The organism is Gordonia sp. JH63 (genome assembly GCF_009856645.1).
In the GTDB taxonomy this organism is placed as follows: domain Bacteria; phylum Actinomycetota; class Actinomycetes; order Mycobacteriales; family Mycobacteriaceae; genus Gordonia; species Gordonia hongkongensis.
In genome coordinates this window covers 4,285,634-4,303,692 of sequence record NZ_CP047235.1, presented here as the reverse complement: position 1 = coordinate 4,303,692, position 18,059 = coordinate 4,285,634, and the positions used below count along the sequence as shown (strand labels likewise).

The 18,059-nt window shown below is 68.7% G+C and carries 15 protein-coding genes and 1 pseudogene; 10 read left to right on the top strand and 6 right to left on the bottom strand.

Features of this window, described 5'->3' with window-relative positions:
- Positions 1–152: 152 nt before the first annotated feature.
- Positions 153–1,745 (bottom strand): annotated as a pseudogene (locus GR168_RS19075) (Na+/H+ antiporter).
- A 43-nt stretch (positions 1,746–1,788) separates the two neighbouring features.
- Between GR168_RS19075 and GR168_RS19070 the strand changes: the two are divergent.
- From GR168_RS19070 to GR168_RS19040, 7 genes are all read left to right on the top strand, one after another.
- The gene (locus GR168_RS19070) at positions 1,789–2,145 is read left to right on the top strand and encodes a UBP-type zinc finger domain-containing protein (protein ID WP_159371430.1); all 357 of its coding nucleotides are present in this window, start codon (positions 1,789–1,791) and stop codon (positions 2,143–2,145) included.
- A gap of 79 nt (positions 2,146–2,224) precedes the next feature.
- Positions 2,225–3,907, top strand: coding sequence for a formate-dependent phosphoribosylglycinamide formyltransferase (gene purT, locus GR168_RS19065; RefSeq protein ID WP_159371429.1), 1,683 nt, complete (start codon positions 2,225–2,227; stop codon positions 3,905–3,907).
- A gap of 15 nt (positions 3,908–3,922) precedes the next feature.
- A complete protein-coding gene (locus GR168_RS19060) occupies positions 3,923–4,402 on the top strand; it encodes a DUF456 domain-containing protein (RefSeq protein ID WP_058249871.1) in 480 nt (159 codons plus the stop codon).
- A gap of 142 nt (positions 4,403–4,544) precedes the next feature.
- Positions 4,545–5,657, top strand: a complete 1,113-nt coding sequence (locus GR168_RS19055) for a ferredoxin reductase (protein ID WP_159371428.1) — start codon at positions 4,545–4,547, stop codon at positions 5,655–5,657.
- 9 nt (positions 5,658–5,666) lie between these two features.
- The gene (locus GR168_RS19050) at positions 5,667–6,950 is read left to right on the top strand and encodes a fatty acid desaturase (protein WP_159371427.1); all 1,284 of its coding nucleotides are present in this window, start codon (positions 5,667–5,669) and stop codon (positions 6,948–6,950) included.
- 108 nt (positions 6,951–7,058) lie between these two features.
- The gene (locus GR168_RS19045; RefSeq protein ID WP_159371426.1) at positions 7,059–7,940 is read left to right on the top strand and encodes an LLM class flavin-dependent oxidoreductase; all 882 of its coding nucleotides are present in this window, start codon (positions 7,059–7,061) and stop codon (positions 7,938–7,940) included.
- Between the two features lie 32 nt (positions 7,941–7,972).
- Entirely contained in the window at positions 7,973–8,452 is a 480-nt protein-coding gene (locus GR168_RS19040; RefSeq protein WP_223258887.1) for a hypothetical protein, read from the top strand.
- Positions 8,453–8,467: 15 nt separating this feature from the next.
- Here GR168_RS19040 and GR168_RS19035 read toward each other — a convergent pair whose 3' ends face one another.
- Complete coding sequence (locus tag GR168_RS19035; RefSeq protein ID WP_159371425.1) at positions 8,468–10,033, bottom strand: MFS transporter; 1,566 nt, start codon at positions 10,031–10,033, stop codon at positions 8,468–8,470.
- Positions 10,034–10,178: 145 nt separating this feature from the next.
- Here GR168_RS19035 and GR168_RS19030 point away from each other — a divergent pair, with 145 nt between their 5' ends.
- Positions 10,179–11,216: an AsnC family transcriptional regulator gene (locus tag GR168_RS19030; protein WP_159371424.1), complete on the top strand. Its 1,038-nt coding sequence runs from the start codon at positions 10,179–10,181 to the stop codon at positions 11,214–11,216.
- Between the two features lie 26 nt (positions 11,217–11,242).
- The gene (locus GR168_RS19025) at positions 11,243–12,571 is read left to right on the top strand and encodes a ClC family H(+)/Cl(-) exchange transporter (RefSeq protein ID WP_159371423.1); all 1,329 of its coding nucleotides are present in this window, start codon (positions 11,243–11,245) and stop codon (positions 12,569–12,571) included.
- A gap of 5 nt (positions 12,572–12,576) precedes the next feature.
- Here the strand turns inward: GR168_RS19025 and GR168_RS19020 are convergent, their stop codons facing one another.
- Genes GR168_RS19020 through GR168_RS19010 form a run of 3 tightly spaced genes read right to left on the bottom strand, consistent with a single transcriptional unit; the run spans position 12,577 to position 15,586 of the window.
- A complete protein-coding gene (locus GR168_RS19020) occupies positions 12,577–13,416 on the bottom strand; it encodes an ABC transporter ATP-binding protein (protein WP_065629583.1) in 840 nt (279 codons plus the stop codon).
- Positions 13,413–14,546 (bottom strand): iron ABC transporter permease, encoded by a 1,134-nt coding sequence (locus GR168_RS19015; RefSeq protein ID WP_137809961.1) that lies wholly within the window; start codon positions 14,544–14,546, stop codon positions 13,413–13,415. Before GR168_RS19015 ends, GR168_RS19020 begins: the two co-directional genes overlap by 4 nt.
- Complete coding sequence (locus GR168_RS19010) at positions 14,543–15,586, bottom strand: iron ABC transporter permease (protein ID WP_137809960.1); 1,044 nt, start codon at positions 15,584–15,586, stop codon at positions 14,543–14,545. Before GR168_RS19010 ends, GR168_RS19015 begins: the two co-directional genes overlap by 4 nt.
- A 269-nt stretch (positions 15,587–15,855) precedes the next feature.
- On the opposite strand from GR168_RS19010, the gene GR168_RS19005 reads away from it, so the two are divergent.
- Complete coding sequence (locus GR168_RS19005; protein WP_078112747.1) at positions 15,856–16,362, top strand: hypothetical protein; 507 nt, start codon at positions 15,856–15,858, stop codon at positions 16,360–16,362.
- A gap of 224 nt (positions 16,363–16,586) precedes the next feature.
- On the opposite strand, the gene GR168_RS19000 is transcribed toward GR168_RS19005, so the two are convergent.
- Positions 16,587–17,984, bottom strand: a complete 1,398-nt coding sequence (locus tag GR168_RS19000) for an FAD-dependent oxidoreductase (RefSeq protein WP_137809959.1) — start codon at positions 17,982–17,984, stop codon at positions 16,587–16,589.
- Positions 17,985–18,059: the final 75 nt, after the last annotated feature.

Here is an 18,059-nt window from a genome sequence, read left to right as displayed (position 1 = left end):
AGAACTCCCCGGGTTCGTTCGGATGGGGGACCCTTCGAGACGCCCTCCGCAAGCTCCGGGCTCCTCAGGGAGCGAGGGGGGTCGCCCGCAAGCTCCGGGCTCCTCAGGGAGCGAGGGGGGTGTCGCCCGCAAGCTCCGGGCTCCTCAGGGAGCTAGGGATCCCGGTCGCCCTGTCCCTCGGCGAAGTCGAGCCGGCGCAACGCGATTCGCAGCACCTCGTCGTCGATGCGTCCGGCGTCGCGTTCGGCGATGAAGACCGCGCGCTGGATCTGCAGGATCTCCGTCCGGAGTCGTGCCCCGGCGGACGTCGGACTCTCGCCGAGGTCCTCGGGACCGCGGCCGAGTTCTTCCCAGGCCACGTTGCGCTACGTGGTGATCCACTTGCGCAGCATCGCCACCTGGAGCCGGCGCGGATCGTCGTCGGACAGTTCGGTGGCGTAATCGTCGAGGCGTCGTTCGGATTCCCGGGACGCACGGTCCTGCGCGGCCGCATACGCCAGCCGGTCCTGGGCGCGCTCGTCGCCGCTCACCCCGAGGAAGCGGATGACCCAGGGCAGGGTGGTGCCCTGGATCAGCAGTGTGCCCACCACGACCACGAAGGTCAGGAACAGGATCTCGGCGCGGGCGGGGAACGGTTCGTTCGTCTCGGTGTAGACGGGGATGGCGAACGCGGCGGCCAGTGACACCACGCCGCGCATCCCGGCCCAGGAGACGACGAACACCGACGCCGGACTCGGCGGCGGCTCGCGGTCGCGGATCCGTCGCGAGAGCAGCCGGGGCAGATAGGTCGCCGGGTAGACCCAGACGATGCGCACGAGGATCGTCGCTGCCAGGACCGCCGCGGCGTCGATGGCGATCTGCGTCCACGACTCGTTCTCGACACCCTCGATGAGCATGGGCAGCTGGAGCCCGATGAGCAAGAAGACGAACGACTCGAGGATGGTGTCGATCGACTTGCGCACCGCCTCGTCCTGCAGGCGCGTCGCATAGCCCAGCCGTACCGATCGGTGGCCGAGGTAGAGACCGGCGGTGACCACCGCGATGACACCCGAACCGTGCAGTTCCTCGGCCGCGTAGTACGTGGCGAACGGGACGATGATGCCGATGGCGGTCTCCATCGGCGGGTCGGTGAGCCAGACACGCACCCAGGACACGACCACCCCGACGAGGAGGCCCACGATCAGGCCGCCGAGGGCGGCCACCGCGAACGTCAGGACCCCTTCGCCGACCGTCGCGGTGGCCCCCACCGCCGCGGCGAGCGCGATCCGGAACGCGGTGAGGGCCGTCGCGTCGTTGAGCAGGCTCTCGCCGCCGAGCAGCGTCATCATCCGGCGCGGCAGACCGAGCCGGCGGCCGATCGCCTGCGCCGACACCGCGTCCGGCGGCGCGACGACCGCGCCGAGGACCAGTGCCGCGGCGAGCGGGAGATTGGGGACGACGAGGTATGCGACGTATCCGACCACCAGGGTCGTCACCAGCGGCAGGCCGACCGCCAGGAATCCGATCGCACGCCAGTTGGCGCGGAACGCCTGATATGAACTCTCCTGCGCGGCCGAGTACAGCAGCGGCGGCAGGATGAGGAAGAGCACGAGCTCGGGTTCCAGGGCCACCGAGGGCAACTCGGGAATCCATGCGATCCCGAGACCGACGGTGACCAGCACCAGCGGCGAGGACCAGCCATAGCGACGAGACAACGCGGCGACCGCCACGGCGATGACCGCGACCAGCAGTAGCGATGCGCCCATTCGAGCGACTCTAATCGCGCCGGCCCGATGGATAATGTCGGGCATGAAGATCTTTCGGCGGAAGTCATCGTCCGCGGCCGCGTCCGGGCCGGCGGGGTCTGGTTCCGACGCCTCGACCACGGCGCGCTGCGTCGAACTGGAGTCGTTCGACGCCGCGCCGGCCGCCGACCCGGCGCCCGCATCGGGCGACGACCGCAGTTGCCAGGACTGTGTCGCGATCGGCGAGACCCACTGGGCACATCTTCGGAAGTGCCTGACGTGCGGGCACATCGGTTGTTGCGATTCGAGCCCGCGACGGCACGCGACCGGTCACTTCCACGAGACCGGACACCCGGTCATGCGTTCGGCCGAACCGGACGAGGTGTGGCGCTGGTGCTACGTGCACGAGGTGACGGGATGACCACGCGACGGTTCCCGGTGCGTTCGACGAGGTGGAGGAGTGCGCCGAGATCTGTGCTGGCGGCAAGTAGGATTTGAGGATGACGTCGAACAGCGAGAGTGCGCCCAGCGCAGCCCAGCCGGCGCCGACGACCGGGCCGCCGGACGTCATAGGCACGCCGCTGAGTCCGACCGCGACCAAGGTGATGGTCCTCGGGGCAGGTGAACTCGGCAAAGAGGTCGTGATCGCGTTCCAGCGACTGGGCGTCGAGGTCGTCGCCGTCGATCGCTACGCCGACGCGCCCGGCCACCAGGTCGCCCACCATGCCGAGGTCATCGACATGACCGATCCCGCCGCCCTGCACGCGGTCATCGACAAGCATCGTCCCGCGTACGTGGTGCCCGAGATCGAGGCGATCGCCACCGAGGCCCTCGTCGACGTCGCCGAACGCGGTATAGCCGAGGTCATCCCCACCGCGAGCGCGGTCGTCGCCACCATGAACCGCGAAGGAATCCGACGTCTCGCCGATGAGGAACTCGGGCTGCCGACGTCGCCGTATCTCTTCGCCGACACTCTAGAGGAGGTCACCGTCGCGGCCCGCCAGGTCGGGTTCCCGTGTGTGATCAAGCCCGTCATGTCGTCGTCGGGCAAGGGACAGTCGGTCGTGCGGGGCCCCGAGGAGCTGGCCTCGGCCTGGGAGACCGCGAACACCGGCGGTCGGGTGCAGGGCAGTCGCGTCATCGTCGAGGGCTTCGTCGAATTCGATTATGAGATCACCCTTCTCACGGTTCGTGCGATCGATCCGGCCACCGGCCGGCTCACGTCCCACTTCTGTGCGCCCATCGGCCACCGGCAGATCAACGGCGACTACGTGGAGAGCTGGCAGCCCCATGAGATGAGCACCGACGCGCACGCCTCGGCGACCTCGATCGCGGCGCGCATCGCCACCGCCCTCGGTGACGGAAAGCTGGCCGGGCGCGGCGTTTTCGGCGTCGAACTGTTCGTCAAGGGCGACGACGTCTACTTCTCCGAGGTCAGTCCGCGGCCCCATGACACCGGCCTCGTCACGATGGCGACCCAGCGACTGTCCGAGTTCGAGATGCATGCCCGCGCGATCCTCGGTCTCCCGGTCGACGTCACGCTCGCGTCCCCGGGTGCCTCGGCCGTCATCTACGGGCAACTCGACGAGCCGGCGATCGGTTTCGAGAACGTCGCCGCCGCACTTGCCGTACCCGAGACCGACATCCGGCTGTTCGGCAAGCCCGAGAGCTTCCACCGCCGGCGCATGGGCGTGGTCACCGCGACAGCCGACGACGTGCCGGTCGCGCGTGAGCGTGCCGTCCGCGCCGCGTCGCTCGTCACACCCGTGCCGGGCCGTCCAGCCGTTCGCAAGGCCGCCACCCTTCCGCCGACCCCGTCCCCGGCGCCTCCGCGACGCCCCGGGCCACCGCCCGGCCCGGTCGGCCCGCCGCGCGGACCCGTGGGTCCGCCTCCCGGTGTCTCGAAACCGCCGGGTGCGCCGCTGGGACCGCCGCCCGGTCGTCCGGGACCGCCGCCCGGGCCCCGGCCACCCGCACCGCGGCCGGCCGGGGGGCCGCGCCCCGTACCGCCCGCACCGATTCCCCCGTCGGGGATCCCGCCGCGTCCGGCGGGCCCGCCGCCACGGCCGGCCCCGCAGGAACAGGCCCCGCACGATCAGGCCCCGGCGATGACCTCGATGGTCAAGACCGACGACCGGCCCGCCGACGCGCGCCCCGGTGCGTCGTCGAAGCCCGGCGAGTGATCGGACGAGGTCCGGGTGCCGTTCTGGGGTGAGCTGCTGGTCGCAGCGGTGATCTTGGTGGGCCTGGTGGGCATCGTCGTGCCGATCCTGCCCGGCACCTTGCTCATCGTCGGCGCACTGTTCGTCTGGGCCCTCGTCGTGGGTGGTTGGGCCTGGTCGGTGTTCGCTCTGGCCATCGTCGTCATCGGCATCGGCGAGGTGCTCAAGTATCTGATCGCGGGCCGGTCGCTGCGCGCGGACGCGATCCCGAACCGCACGATCGTGGTCGGCGGCCTGGTCGGCATCGTCGGCTTCTTCGTCGTCCCCGTCATCGGCCTGCTGCTCGGCTTCATCGTGGGTGCGCTGGCATCGGAACTCGTCCGCACGCGCAGCTTCGACGGCGCGTGGCGGGGCGCGTTCTCGGCGCTGAAGGCGGCGGTGAAGACGATTGGCATCGAACTCCTCTTCGCGCTGATCGCGACGGGCATCTGGACCGGCGGCGCCTTCACCTGGTGACCGAACGGGTCGCGGCACCGGTCGTGACCTGCCAGTATCAAATCTTGTGATCGCGGTCACCGTTTGATGTGTACAGTCGTGCACCGAAGGGTAATACCGGTCAGTAACTCCAGCCGTGGGGATTTCTAGGGGAGGAGTCTGAGTGAACCTGTTGAAGTGGAGCAAGCGGCCGGCGGCCGGGGTCGAGGCCCGGAAACCGGAGGTCAACATCATCCGGGGTCTGGTGGCCCGAGCGACCACCCCGCTGCTGCCCGACGACTATCTGCACCTGATCAATCCGCTCTGGAGCGCGCGCGAGCTCCGCGGCAAAGTGCTCGACGTGTCCAAGGAGACCGACGACACCGCGACCGTCACCATCCGGACGGGCTGGGGGTTCCCCGAGTCGTACAAACCGGGCCAGTACGTCGGTATCGGGCTGCAGGTCGAGGGCAAGTGGCACTGGCGGTCGTACTCGCTGACGTCCATCGGCGCCAACGAGAACAAGACCATCGCGATCACGGTCAAGGCGAACCCCGACGGATTCCTGTCGTCGCACCTGGTCGACGGCGTCAGCCCGGGGACGATCATCCGGCTGCAGTCGCCCAAGGGCGACTTCCATCTGCCCGAGCCGGTTCCGGGCAAGATCCTGTTCGTGACCGCCGGAAGCGGGATCACTCCCGTCATGGCGATGCTGCGACAGCTGAGTTCGCACGGTCAGACACCGGACATCGTGCACATCCACTCCGCGCCCACCCGCGACGACGTGATCTTTCTCGACGAGATGGAGAAGCTGGCCGACGAGGCCGACGACTACGACCTCAATCTCCAGCTGACCAAGGAGATGGGCAAGTTCGACGTCTCTCGCATGGACGAGTGGGCGCCGGACTGGCGCGAACGCGAGTGTTGGGCCTGTGGTCCGGTGGCGCTGCTCGACGCGATGGAGTCCCACTACGAGGACGGTGGCCTGCGCGGGCGGTTGCACGTGGAGCGGTTCGCCATCGCCCGCACCGACCACGGTGGTGAGGGCGGCACCGTGAAGTTCGCGATCTCGGACAAGGAGGCCGAGATCGACGGCGCCACAACGCTACTCGAGGCGGGCGAGAACCTGGGTATCCAGATGGCCTTCGGTTGCCGGATGGGTATCTGTCAGACCTGCGTCGTCCCCCTCGCCGGAGGTTACGTGCGCGACCTGCGCACCGGCGAGGAACGTCGCGAAGGAGAACGAATCCAGACATGCATCAGCGCCGTGTCTGGTGAATGCACTCTCGATATCTAGGAGGGCTTCATGGCCATCACCGACATCGATCAGTACGCACATCTCACCGAGGCCGACGTCGAGGCCCTGGGCGCCGAACTCGACGCCATCCGCCGGGACATCGAGGAGTCGCGCGGCGAGGCCGACGCCAAGTACATCCGGCGGGCCATCACCCTGCAGCGCAGTCTGGCTGCCGGTGGCCGGCTCGCCCTGATGTTCAGCGACAAGAAGGTCGCCTGGGCGGCCGGAACCGCGATGCTCTCGCTGGCCAAGATCATCGAGAACATGGAACTGGGCCACAACGTGATGCACGGTCAGTGGGACTGGATGAACGATCCGGAGGTGCACTCGGCATCGTGGGAGTGGGACACCACCTGCCCGAGCGTGCAGTGGAAGCACTCGCACAACTTCGTCCATCACAAGTACACGAACGTCGTCGGGATGGACGACGACGTGGGCTACGGAATCCTGCGCGTCACCCGGGACCAGCCCTGGGAGTGGTGGAACGTCGGTAACCCGATCTACAACCTGACGCTCGGCACGTTCTTCGAATACGGTGTGGCGCTTCATCATCTGGAGACGGAGAAGCTGCGCAACAAGGAGAAGACCTACCGTCAGGCGGCCAAGGATCTCCGGGTGATCGGCACCAAGGTCGGCAAACAGGCGGCCAAGGACTATCTGATCTTCCCCGCTCTGGCGGGTCCGAACTGGAAGACGACGCTCACCGCGAACTTCACGTCGAACATCATCCGGAACTACTGGGCGTACATGGTGATCTTCTGTGGTCACTTCCCCGACGGAGCCGAGAAGTTCACGGTCGACGAGTTCGAGAACGAGGACCAGCCGCGCTGGTATCTGCGTCAGATGCTGGGATCGGCCAACTTCAAGGCCGGACCGCTGATGCGGTTCATGAGCGGGAACCTCAGTCATCAGATCGAACACCACCTGTTCCCCGACCTGCCGAGCAACAGGTACGAGGAAATCGGTGTGCGTGTCCGCGAGTTGTGTGACAAATACGACCTGCCGTACACGACGGGGACCCTCCTGGGTCAGTATGCCCAGTCGTTCCGGACCATCGCGAAGCTGGCACTGCCGAACTCGTTGTTGAAGGCGACGTCGGATGATGCGCCCGAGACCGCGTCGGAGTTGCGCTTCGCGATCCGGGAGGGGATGAGCGACCACTTCGGCGTCGACCCGGAGACCGGGAAGCGACGGGGTCTGCGGACGGCGTTGCGTGAACTGAAGAACTCGCCGGTGCGGTCGGCGCACGTGGGGCGGGCCGCGTCCGGGAGTCCGGGGCGGAACCAGCACTGACACAACAGATGTCGCGCATCGTTGCGTATCCCGCGACGATGCGCGACATCTGCGAATCGCGCCCGGGCGTGGTGTGTCCGTGTCAGAATGACGCACGTGCGCATCGGGATGACCATGCCTGTGATGGAGCCGGATCTCGACGCCGAGATGCTCCACTCGTGGGCCACCACCATCGACGACGGTCCGTTCAGCTCGCTGTGCTGGGGTGAACGCATCGCGTTCGACAATCCGGAATGCTTGACGTTCCTCGGCGCGCTGGCGGCGTGGACGCGACGGGTGCCGCTCGTGATGACGGTCGTCGTGCCGCAGTTGCACGACCCGGTGATGCTCGCCAAGTCGCTGGCGACCGGCGACATGCTGTCGGGAGGACGCCTCACCGTGGCACTCGGGGTCGGCGGGCGACACGAGGACTACCGGGCCGTCGGCGCGGACCCGTCGACGCAGACCATGCGCCAACTGGCCGAACGCGCCGCGACGATGAAACGGGTGTGGGCCGGGGAGAAACTCACCGAGTCGGTCCTGCCGGTCGGTCCGCCGCCGCATCGTAAGGGCGGTCCGGTACTGCACGTCGGGACCACCGGGCCGAAGACCATCCGCAGTGCGGTCGAGTGGGCGGACGGAATCGCCGGGGTCACCCTCGATCTCGATGCCGGCAAGCAGAACGAACTCTTCGACGTCGCGCGGTCGGCGTGGGCGGATGCCGGTCGGGCGGCGCCGCATCTCGCGACGTCGTTCTGGTTCGCGATCGGTGAGGGCGACGGTCCCCGAGCGCAGGTGACCCGGCACCTGCATCACTACATGAACTGGATCCCGTCGGAGTTCGTCGACGCGATCGCGCCCACCACCGGGTGGGCGGGCACCGAGACCGAGCTCGCCGAGGTGCTGCGGCGGTTCGCCGACATCGGTACCGACGAGGTGCAACTCATCCCGACGAGTACCGACCCCGATCAGCTCCGGCGCGCCGCGGACGTGGCGGCGGCGTTCTCCTGACGACGCGGCGTCCCGAGATCTAGGGTGTGGCGGTGGCCTCCCTGCGCCGGATGCTCGGCATCGGCAAGCTCCCAGACGACCTCCGTGCGCAGGTCGTCTCCGACGGCGCGTACCTCATCGTCGAATTCGTGCCCGTGACACTGAGATTCAGCGGGCAAGTGCCCGGTCGATCGGCGCAGGGCAACGTCCGGCCCTTCACCGGTGCTGTAGTCCTGACGCCCCGACGCGTCCTCGCGACGATGTCGAGCGTGCCCGGTCGGGCGGGTCGTGCCATCGACCACGAGTGGACGACCCCGCGCGGTTCGATGGTCCGCGCGGTCATCGACGACGGCGGGCTCGTCATCGAGATCCCGGCGCTCGAGCGCGTGAACCCCGACTTCAGCGGAACATTGAGTCTGACCTACTTGACCGAGCTGCCCGGCTCGGTGCTCCAGCAGGCCCCGGTGCGCGAGGTGTGGTTCGACGTCCCGGCGCGCTACGTCACCTCACTCGTCGGGGGCCGCCGGAGCTGACGGACCGACCGGCGGTCAGCCCGCCGGCTGCTCCTCGACGGCCCGCCCGGGGCGCAGCATCACGAGTGCGAGGATCGCAGCGGCCGCGGTGAGCACGCCGGAGAACGTGAGGCACAGACGCATTCCGTCGAGGAAGGCGTCGCCGACGGCGTTCATCACGGCCGGGGCGTCGGCGCCGAGGTTCAGGCCGCTCGCGGCGGCCAGGCCCTCGGTGTCGACCGCGCCGATCACCCGGTCACGTACCGGCTCGGCGACACCGGCATCGATCAGCTTCTGCGGCAACGAGTTCACCGCACCGGCGGTCAAGAGGGCGCCGAGCACGGCCGGGCCGAGCGCGCCGCCGACCTGACGGAAGGCGTTGTTCCCGGCTGCGGCCATCCCCGACAGGTGGTAGGGCACCGCCGACACCGCGGTCGCGGTCATCGGCGCCATCACCAGTCCCATTCCGAGCCCGAGCACGACCAGACGCCACGAGATGGCGGCGAAGGAGGTGTGGGCGTCGAGGGTCAGCAGCGCGAACTGGGCGCCGGCGACCATCAGGAGTCCGCCGCCGATCAGGAACCGGGCGTGAATCCGATGCATCATCTTGCCGGCGAGCCCGCCGACCAGCATCGAGGCGCCGTTCATGAGGGCCAGCCGCCAACCGGCCTCGACGGTGCCGAGTTGCTGCACCAGCGCGAAATACATGCTCAGCACGAAGATGAACCCGATCAGAGCCAGGAAGGCGATCATCGCGACCAGGGTGGTGGCGGTGAAGGCGCGGCTCCGGAAGAGGTCGAGGTCGAGCATCGGACTCGCCGAACGCTTTTCGATGACGACGAACCCGACTGCGGCGACCGCGGCGGCCAGCAGCGCGACGACGACGCGGGGGTCGCCGAAGCCGTAGACGCCGGCCTCGATGACGCCGAAGACGAGTGCCGTGACGGCGATCGCGGCCGAGATCTGGCCGGACCAGTCGAGGCGACGGGCATGGGGTGCGCGGGATTCCGGGAGCATCGTCGCGGCCACCGCCAGCGCGATGAGGGCGATCGGGATCGGCAGCAGGTAGATCCATCGCCAGCCGGCGGACTCGGCGACCGGACCCGCGACCAGCGGCCCGACGGTCAGCGAGAGCATGAGCGCCGACGCCCAGATGCCGATGAACTTGCCCCGTTCCCGGAAGTCGGGGACCGCGTGACTGATCAGTGCCAGGGTCGTGGGCAGGAGGGCGGCCGCGCCCGTTCCGGCGAGCGCCTGTCCGATCCACACCATGCTGATCGATTGCGCACACAGCGCCACCAACGCGCCCGACGCCGTGAGGCAGAGGCCCACCAGATAGACCTTGCGACGGCCGTGCACGTCGCCGAACACTCCGGCGGTGAGGATGAATGCGGCCATCGGCAGGACGAACGCGTCTTGTACCCAGGACAACTGGGCGGTCGAGGCGCCAAAAGCGGTGCCGATCGCCGGCAGGGTGACGGCGACGCTCGTGATGGGCAGGTAGGCGACGAAGACGCCGAGGCAGGCCATCACGACGGTGGCCGTCCGACGTGCCGGGGGAGTCGGTACGCCGGTGGGAACGGGGGAGATGGTCGCGGTCAACGCGCTCGCTTTCGCAGGTCGATGAAGGGTCGCCGAACGGCGCAGGAGTTCATTGTCTGGTCCGCGTCTACGAAACCACGCACAGATCCCGAGTGCCGGTATCGATACTGCACTGTGGGTCGCGCGGCGATACACTTCCTCCACCATGGACGACATCGACGGCACGATCCTCCGTGCGCTGCAGGTGTCGCCGCGTGCGACGTTCCGCCAGCTGGGTGAGGTGGCCGGGATCTCGGAGCAGACCGCGGCGCGCCGCTACCAGGCGATGCGGCGGGCCGGCGTGATGAAGGTCGTCGGGATCATCAAGCCGTCCGTCCGCGGCCAGTCGGAGTGGGTGGCGCGGGTGCGGTGCCGTCCGGACCGGCTGGAACCGCTCGCGTCCTCGCTCGCCCGCCGACGTGATGTCGCCTTCGCGTATGTCGCGTCCGGTGGTGCGGAGATTATCTGTCTCATCCGGGCGCCGCTCGGCATGGCCGGTGAGGAGGCCATCGCCAAGACGTTCCCCGCCCGAGCCTCGGTGACCGACGTCCGCATCGATCTCGTCCTGCACGCCTTCGATCCCGGTCACCCCGCGTCGAGGTGGACCGGATTCGGTGGCCACCTCTCTGATCGGGACCGCGACCTCCTCGCTTCCGCTGCGGCTGCCGTGGTCGACGACATGCCGGAGGACTCCGAGCAGGACGATCCGTCGTCGGATGCCCCGGCGGGTGGCGCGCGGTTGACGGCCGACGATGCCGTGCTGATCGACGCGCTGACCCAGGACGGTCGGCGAGCGCACCGCGAACTGGCTCGGATCTGCGGATGGACGGTCGGACGAGTGCGCCGCCGGCTGCGCACGCTCGAGCGCGGGGGTGCGCTCTTCTACGACGTCGAGATCCTCCCCGACCGGCTCGGCTTCGACCTGAGCGCCACGCTGTGGTTGACGGTGACCCCCTCGGCTCTCGATCAGGTGGGCACCGAACTTGCGGCTCACGACGAGGTGGCGTTCGCGGCGGCGATCAGCGGCGAGTGGAACCTCATGGTGTCGGTGATCTGCCGGGACACCGCGCATTTCCACGACTATCTGCGCACCCGGGTCGCCGCGATCGGCGGCGTCACCGGGTACTCGGTCAGCATCCGGATGCGCCGGCTGAAGCAGAACGCCTCGCTTGTGGTGCAGGGGCGTTTGATTCAGCCGGTGTGATGCCCGACGCGGGGTAGCGTCCACGTGTGACCTCGCCTCAGCCTGCCGATCGGGGCCTGGTGCGATTGTGCGTGCTGGCCGTCGTGGCGGGGCTCGTGACCGGTGTGCTGGGCGGCGCCTTCCGCTGGTGCCTGAACCACCTGGACCGCTGGCGGGTCGAGATGCTCGACTGGTCGGCGGGACTCGGTGTCCCCGGGTGGCTCATCCCGATCGCGGTCACCGCGACCGGTGCGGCGCTCGGCGCGCTCGCAGTCCGGTTGGTGCCGACCGCGGCGGGAAGCGGTATCCAACACGTGGAGGCCGTCGAGCGCGGGGAGGCGTCACCGGCGCCCCTGCGCCTCATCCCGGCCAAGTTCGTCGGCGCGCTCGCCGCGATCGGTTCCGGACTCGTGCTGGGCCGGGAAGGCCCGACGGTGCACATCGGTTCGGTCGTCGGTGCGGAAACCGGCCGGCGCGGCGGTCTCGACGACGCCGACGTCCGGGTGATGCAGACGTCGCTCAGCGGGGCCGGACTGGCAGTGGCGTTCACGGCTCCGATCGGCGGCGCGCTCTTCGCACTCGAGGAGGTCGGCCGCTCGGTCCGGCTGCGCCTCGTGGTGCCGACGGTGTTCGCCGTGGTGGCCGCCGTCGCCGCCGGACGGGTCATCCTGGGAGACCGCCCGGAGTTCGACGTGCCCTCGCTCGACGTGCCGTCGGTGACGGTGCTGCCCGTCTTCGTGGTCTTCGGGCTCGTGTCCGGCGTCATCGGGATCGCCTACAGCCGAATGGTTCTCGGCGCCCTCGGCTGGGTCGGCCGGTTCTCGCGGGTGCCGCCGATCGGTCGCGCTGCCCTGATCGGCGCGGTGATCGGTGCGCTTCTCGCCCTCGACGCTCGCACCGCGGGCGGCGGGGACGGCCTCACCCAGGCGGTCGTCGACGGCGGTGTCGTACTCCCCGCACTCGTCGCGCTCTTCCTCGTCCGGTTCGTCGCGGGTCCGCTCTCCTATGCCGCGGGCACACCGGGTGGCCTGTTCGCACCGCTGCTCGCGCTCGGCGCCCTGTGGGGTGCCGCCTTCGCCGAGGTCGCCGACATCATTGTGCAACAACCGGATTCAGGAGCATCGGGATTTCGGGGCGCGATGATCCTCGCCGGGATGGCGGCGCTGTTCGGCGCGGTCGTCCGGGCCCCGCTCACCGGGATGGTCGTCGTGATGGAGATGACCGCGACGACGACGGTCGCCCTCCCCATGCTGGCCGCGACGGCCGCCGCGGTGCTCGTCGCCCATCTGTCCGGGTCGCCGCCGGTCTACGACTCTCTTCGCGAGCGGATGCTCGCGAAACCGGCTGGACGAGAAGAGCCTCCCCCCGCTCCCTGATCGGATCAGGGCGCGGTGGGGGTAGCGCGGGTCCGGGAGTCCAGCGGCACGATGAGCGGGCCACCGGTGATCGGATCGGTCATGACGTGCGCCCGGAGGCCGAACGCCGCGTCGAGGGTCTCGGCGTCGATGACCTCGGTGGGCGAGCCGGTGGTGACGATGGCTCCGTTGCGCATGACGAACAGCGAATCGCTGTAGCGCGCGGCCAGATTGAGGTCGTGCAGCACCATTACGACGGTCTTGCCGTGCTCGTCGCGGAGCCGGCGGACCAGGTCGAGGACGTCGATGGAGTGCGCGAGGTCGAGGTAGGTGGTGGGCTCGTCGAGCAGGATGAGATCGGTGTCCTGCGCGAGCGTCAGCGCGATCCAGACCCGTTGCCGCTGACCGCCGGACAGGGCGTCGAGGGTGCGGTCGGCGAGGTCGAGGGTGTCGGTCATCTCCATCGCCAGCGCTACCGCCGCCTCGTCGGCCGCGCTGGCCTGCGCGAACCAGCGCTGGTGCGGATGACGTCCCCGCCCCACCAGATCGGCGACGGTGAGCCCTTCGGGCGCGATGGGATTCTGCGGCAGGATCGCCAGGGTGCGGGCGACCTGTTTGGGCCGGACCGAGGAGATGTCGTCGCCGTCGAGGTAGACCGCACCGGCCCGGGGTGGCAACAGCCGTGCGAGACAACGCAACAGTGTCGACTTGCCACATCCGTTGGAACCGATGATCGTCGTGACCTGACCATCGGGGATGTCGATGTCGAGGCCGTCGATGACGATCCGTTCGTCGTAACCGACGGTCAGTCCGACGCCCCGCAATCGGGCGGTGGTGGCAGGGGATTCGAGGGATGACGCGGTCATACGCTCGCCTTTCGGGACATGACGATCATCAGGTAGATCAGGAACGGGCCGCCGATCGCCGCGGTGACGATGCCGACCGGGAGGCCGCCCGGCAGAACCGTACGCACCAGCAGGTCGCCGCCCAGTACCAACGACGCACCGATGACACCGGACACGAGCGGCGTGGGCACGGCGGTACCGGCCAGCCGCAGCGCGATCTGCGGGGCCAGCAGCGCGACGAAAGCGATCGGCCCGGCCGCGGACACGCTCAGCGCGCTCACCAGAACCGCGGTCAGGAGCAGCGTCGTCGACACCGCGCCGGTCCGGACTCCGAGTCCGCGGGCGAGATCGGGTCCGAGGCTGAGCATTCCGATCTGGCGGGCCAGGACGACCACCACGATGATGCTCGCGACGACACCGGCGGCGACCGGCCACACGTTGGACCAGCCGACGTTGGACACCGACCCGACGATCCACACCTGCGCACGAGCCACATCCCGGATGTCGGCGCGCGAGAGGAGGAACTGGGTGAGCGCCTGCAGCAACCACGTCATCCCGACGCCGATCAGCACGAGCCGGAACGGGTTGATGCCGCTGTTGGCCTTGCGACCCGGCCAGGCGAGGACGTACATCGCGACCGCGGTGAGCAACCCGCCGATCATCGCCGCCGCCGGGACGCCGAGATCGCCCAGCCAGGCACCCCAGCTGGTGGTCGAGAACGCGATGGCGGTCACCGCCGCCACGCTCGCGCCGGCGGTGATGCCGAGCATGTCCGGTGTGGCCAGGGGATTCTGGGCGATCAGCTGGGTCATCGAACCCGCAAGGCCCAGACCGAATCCCACGAGCAGGGCGACCAGCGCACGGGGCAGCGCGACGTCGAAGACCACCACGTTCTCGACGCGGGTGCCGCCGCCGAGCAGGATGCGGGCGACGTCGACGGGGGTCAGCGGGAAGTCGCTGACACCGACGCTCGTGAGGAACAGGACGACCGTGACGGCCGTGGACACGACCGCGACGGTGAGCATCCGTGGTCGCACCACCATCGACAGCGGTTCGACGGCGATCCGATAACCGCCGGGGTGCGGTGCGATCCGGCCCTTCGTCGTGGTTCTGGACGTGATGTCGGTCTTGATGGAGGTCGGCGGATTCACACGGTCCCCAATCTCTGTCGGCGGACCATGACGATGAGGAAGGGTGCGCCCACCAGTGCCAGCATGACGCCGACCTGCACTTCGCCGGGACGGGCGACGATCCGGCCGAGGATGTCGCATCCGACGAGCAGGATGGCGCCCAGCAGAGCGGAATACGGGATGATCCACCGATAGTCGGCGCCCACGAAGGCGCGGGCGATATGCGGTACGACCAGGCCCAGGAACACGATCGGCCCGCACGCCGCGGTCGCCGCGCCGATGAGCAGCGTGATGGTCAGGACGCCGAGGGCGCGGATGAGCACGACACGGGAACCGAGGGCCTTGGTCATGTCGTCGCCCAGGCTCAGGACGTTCAGGAAGAAGCCGCTCGCCAGCGCGAGGACGAGGCCCACCGTGATGAACGGCAGGCTCGCCCAGAACACGTCGATGCCCCGACCCGCGGTGGAGCCGACGCTCCAGAAGCGCCACTGGTCCAGCGAATTGGTGTCGACGAGCACGATCGCGGACGTGATGGCGGTCAGCATCGCGGTCAGGCCGGTGCCGGCGAGGACCAGGGTCAGTGGGCTCGAGCCGCTCAGCGACGACAGTCCGAACACCACGGTGGCGGCGATGATCGCCCCGACGAGACCAAAGAACATGAACGCGATCGGACTGGTGATGCCCAGCAGGTAGATGCCGCCGACGACCGCGCAGGCGGCACCCGCGTTGACGCCGAGCATGCCGGGATCGGCGATCGGGTTGCGGGTGTGGCCCTGGGTGATGGCACCGGCCGCGCCGATCGCGAGTCCGGCGGCGAGGCCGAGCAGAGTGCGCGGCACGCGCAGATCCCACACGATGCCGTCGACATCGGAATCCTTGGGCACCTGCGGCATCCGTAGGTTGATCAGCGCGTTCCAGATCTCTTCGACACCAGCGGTGAAGCTGGGCCAGATCTCGTCGACCGGGACCGGTCGGGTGCCGAAGAGAACCGACGCGACGACCAGCGCTGCGAGGACCGCCAGGAGCAGCGGGATTCCGAGAAGTCGGAGGGATCGGCGCACGAAGGTAAACCTTACCAACCTTCTTCGACGCGGCGTCGCGCGCAGCGTCGAGCGCCTCGGCGGGTGTCGTTCGTATAACGAATTGCCGACGAAACCTGAGGGATCGCTGTGCGCGCGGTAACACTTCGCTCAGGCTGGGTCGATAGTCCCGGTGTCGGTGGGCATCTCGGGCCGACCGCAGCAAGACCGGTCGTCGGTGGGGTGGCGTGAACCGCTCCCACGACGGCGACGTCGGGAAACACAGTGTCGCCTACGAACGAGGAGGATCGATGAAATCGCTGAAACGGGCTCTCACAGGGGTTCTGGTCGCTGCAGGAATCGCCGGTGGATCGCTGGTGGGTGCCGCGCCGGCACAGGCCGCCGTTCCCAACCTCCAGATGACGGGCGGGGTCTACTGCCAGTTCGCAGCCCCTGGAACGCCGTGGAATCAGGCGTGGAGCATGACCCGGTTCATGCGCGTCACCGCGCGTGACGGCGATTTCCGCAACGTCACGCTGCAGGAGATCAACGGCGCGACGAAGTTCAAGTCGCTGCTGAAGAAGAACGAGTCGCTCACCATCAAGACCACCTGGTTCGGCTGCTTCCCGTCCTCCATCGCGGGGTACGCGATCTCCGATTACGCCGAGAACCTGACCGACAACGCCGGTTTCTGGTGGAACGTCCGGCGCATCGACAACCCGTTGGACCGATTCGGTACGGGCTCCTCCGCTTCAGCGGCCGCCCTGACCGGCGGTGGCACCGACGTCGCCGGCGTGCCGGCGATTCCGGGTCGCTGACCTCATCCGACGACAGTTGAGAATGCACCACAACTGAGCCATTCGCGCCGGGCGGCGTGCGGGGAGGACGCCCCCGCACCCGCCGGGCGCATGCGAAAGAGCGGCGACCGAGAGAACTCGGCCGCCGCTCTTATGGCTTCGACAGGCTCAGCCGGCGGGGGTGGACTCAGCCGGCGGGGGTGGACTCAGCCGGCGGGGGTGGACTCAGCCGGCGGGAAGCGGGGTCATGCGGACGGGCGGGACACCTTGTCCGGCTCCGATGCGGCGAGCATGTCCTCGCGTTCGACGACTTTGACGCGTTCGCGGCCTTCGGCGGCGCCGAGGGCGCGTTCGTGTTCGTCGAGGCGGTACCAGCCGTCCCAGGTGGTGAACGGGATGTTCTTGGACTCGAGGAGTTCGACGATGGCGTCCTCACCGGGGTGGGCCGGTTCGAGCAGCGTGCCGGCTTCCATGTCTTTGAGGATGCAGTCGACGGTCTCGTTGGCGTCGCCCTTGGTGTGGCCGATGAGGCCGACCGGGCCGCGTTTGACCCAACCGGTGGTGTAGATACCGGTCAGCTGCTGCCCTTCGTCGAAGACGCGTCCGGCCTCGTTCGGGATGACCCCGGCCTGGGAGTCGAACGGGATCTGCGGCAGGTTGTCCGAGAGATACCCGACCGCACGGTAGACCGCGCCGACCTCCCAGTCGGTGGTCTTGCCGGTGGGCTTGACGTTGCCGGTGCCGTCGAGCTGGGTACGTTCGGTGCGCAGACCGACGACCTTGCCGTCGGTGCCGAGGATCTCGGTGGGGCTTTCGAAGAAGTGCAGGAACAACTTGTGGATCGCGCCCTGCTTGGGTTCGCGGATCGCGTAGTTCTCGATGATCGTGGCGACCTGGTCGGTGATCTTCGACCCGCGGCGCGCGACGGCCGAACCCTCGTCGTAGTCGATGTCCTCGGGGTTGACGATGACCTCGATGTTGGGGGAGTGGTCGAGTTCCTTCAGTTCCAGCGGGGTGAACTTCGCCTGGGCGGGACCGCGGCGGCCGAACACGTGGACCTCGACGGCCTTGTTGGCCTTGAGTCCCTCGTAGACGTTGGCCGGGATCTCGGTGGGCAGCAGTTCGTCGCCGGTCTTGGCGAGCACGCGGGCGACGTCGAGGGCGACGTTGCCGACGCCGATGACCGCGACCTTCTCGGCCTCGAGGGGCCAGGTGCGGGGGAAGTCGGGGTGGCCGTCGTACCAGGCGACGAACTGGGCGGCGCCGTAGCTGCCGTCGAGGTCGATGCCGGGGATGTCGAGGGCGCGGTCATCGGTGGCGCCGGTGGAGAAGATCACCGCGTCGTAGTGGGCGCGTAGTTCGTCGATGGTGATGTCGGTGCCGTAGTCGACGTTGCCGAGCAGGCGGACCTGGGGCTTGTCGAGGACCTTGTGCAGGGCGGTGATGATGCCCTTGATGCGCGGGTGGTCGGGTGCGACGCCGTACCGGATCAGACCGAACGGAGCGGGCATGCGCTCATACAGATCGATGCTGACCCCGCGGTCCTTGGCGGTGTCGGACTTCATCAACGCGTCGGCGGCGTAGATCCCGGCGGGACCGGCACCGACGATCGCAACCCGCAGCGGGCGGCTGTTGTCGCTCATGGAGTAGGTGTCTTCCGTTGCTCAGCACGCGAGGACAAGCAAATCTCGGTGACCCCCATGTCCGCGCGTATGGAT

Bases quoted from the DNA above. Each gene is read 5' to 3' on its own strand.
- GR168_RS19020 (WP_065629583.1), bottom strand. From the start codon at position 13,416: ATGACCGCGTCATCCCTCGAATCCCCTGCCACCACCGCCCGATTGCGG.
- GR168_RS19070 (WP_159371430.1), top strand. From the start codon at position 1,789: ATGAAGATCTTTCGGCGGAAGTCATCGTCCGCGGCCGCGTCCGGGCCG.
- purT (WP_159371429.1), top strand. From the start codon at position 2,225: ATGACGTCGAACAGCGAGAGTGCGCCCAGCGCAGCCCAGCCGGCGCCG.
- GR168_RS19030 (WP_159371424.1), top strand. From the start codon at position 10,179: ATGGACGACATCGACGGCACGATCCTCCGTGCGCTGCAGGTGTCGCCG.
- GR168_RS19045 (WP_159371426.1), top strand. From the start codon at position 7,059: ATGACCATGCCTGTGATGGAGCCGGATCTCGACGCCGAGATGCTCCAC.
- GR168_RS19005 (WP_078112747.1), top strand. From the start codon at position 15,856: ATGAAATCGCTGAAACGGGCTCTCACAGGGGTTCTGGTCGCTGCAGGA.
- GR168_RS19050 (WP_159371427.1), top strand. From the start codon at position 5,667: ATGGCCATCACCGACATCGATCAGTACGCACATCTCACCGAGGCCGAC.
- GR168_RS19000 (WP_137809959.1), bottom strand. From the start codon at position 17,984: ATGAGCGACAACAGCCGCCCGCTGCGGGTTGCGATCGTCGGTGCCGGT.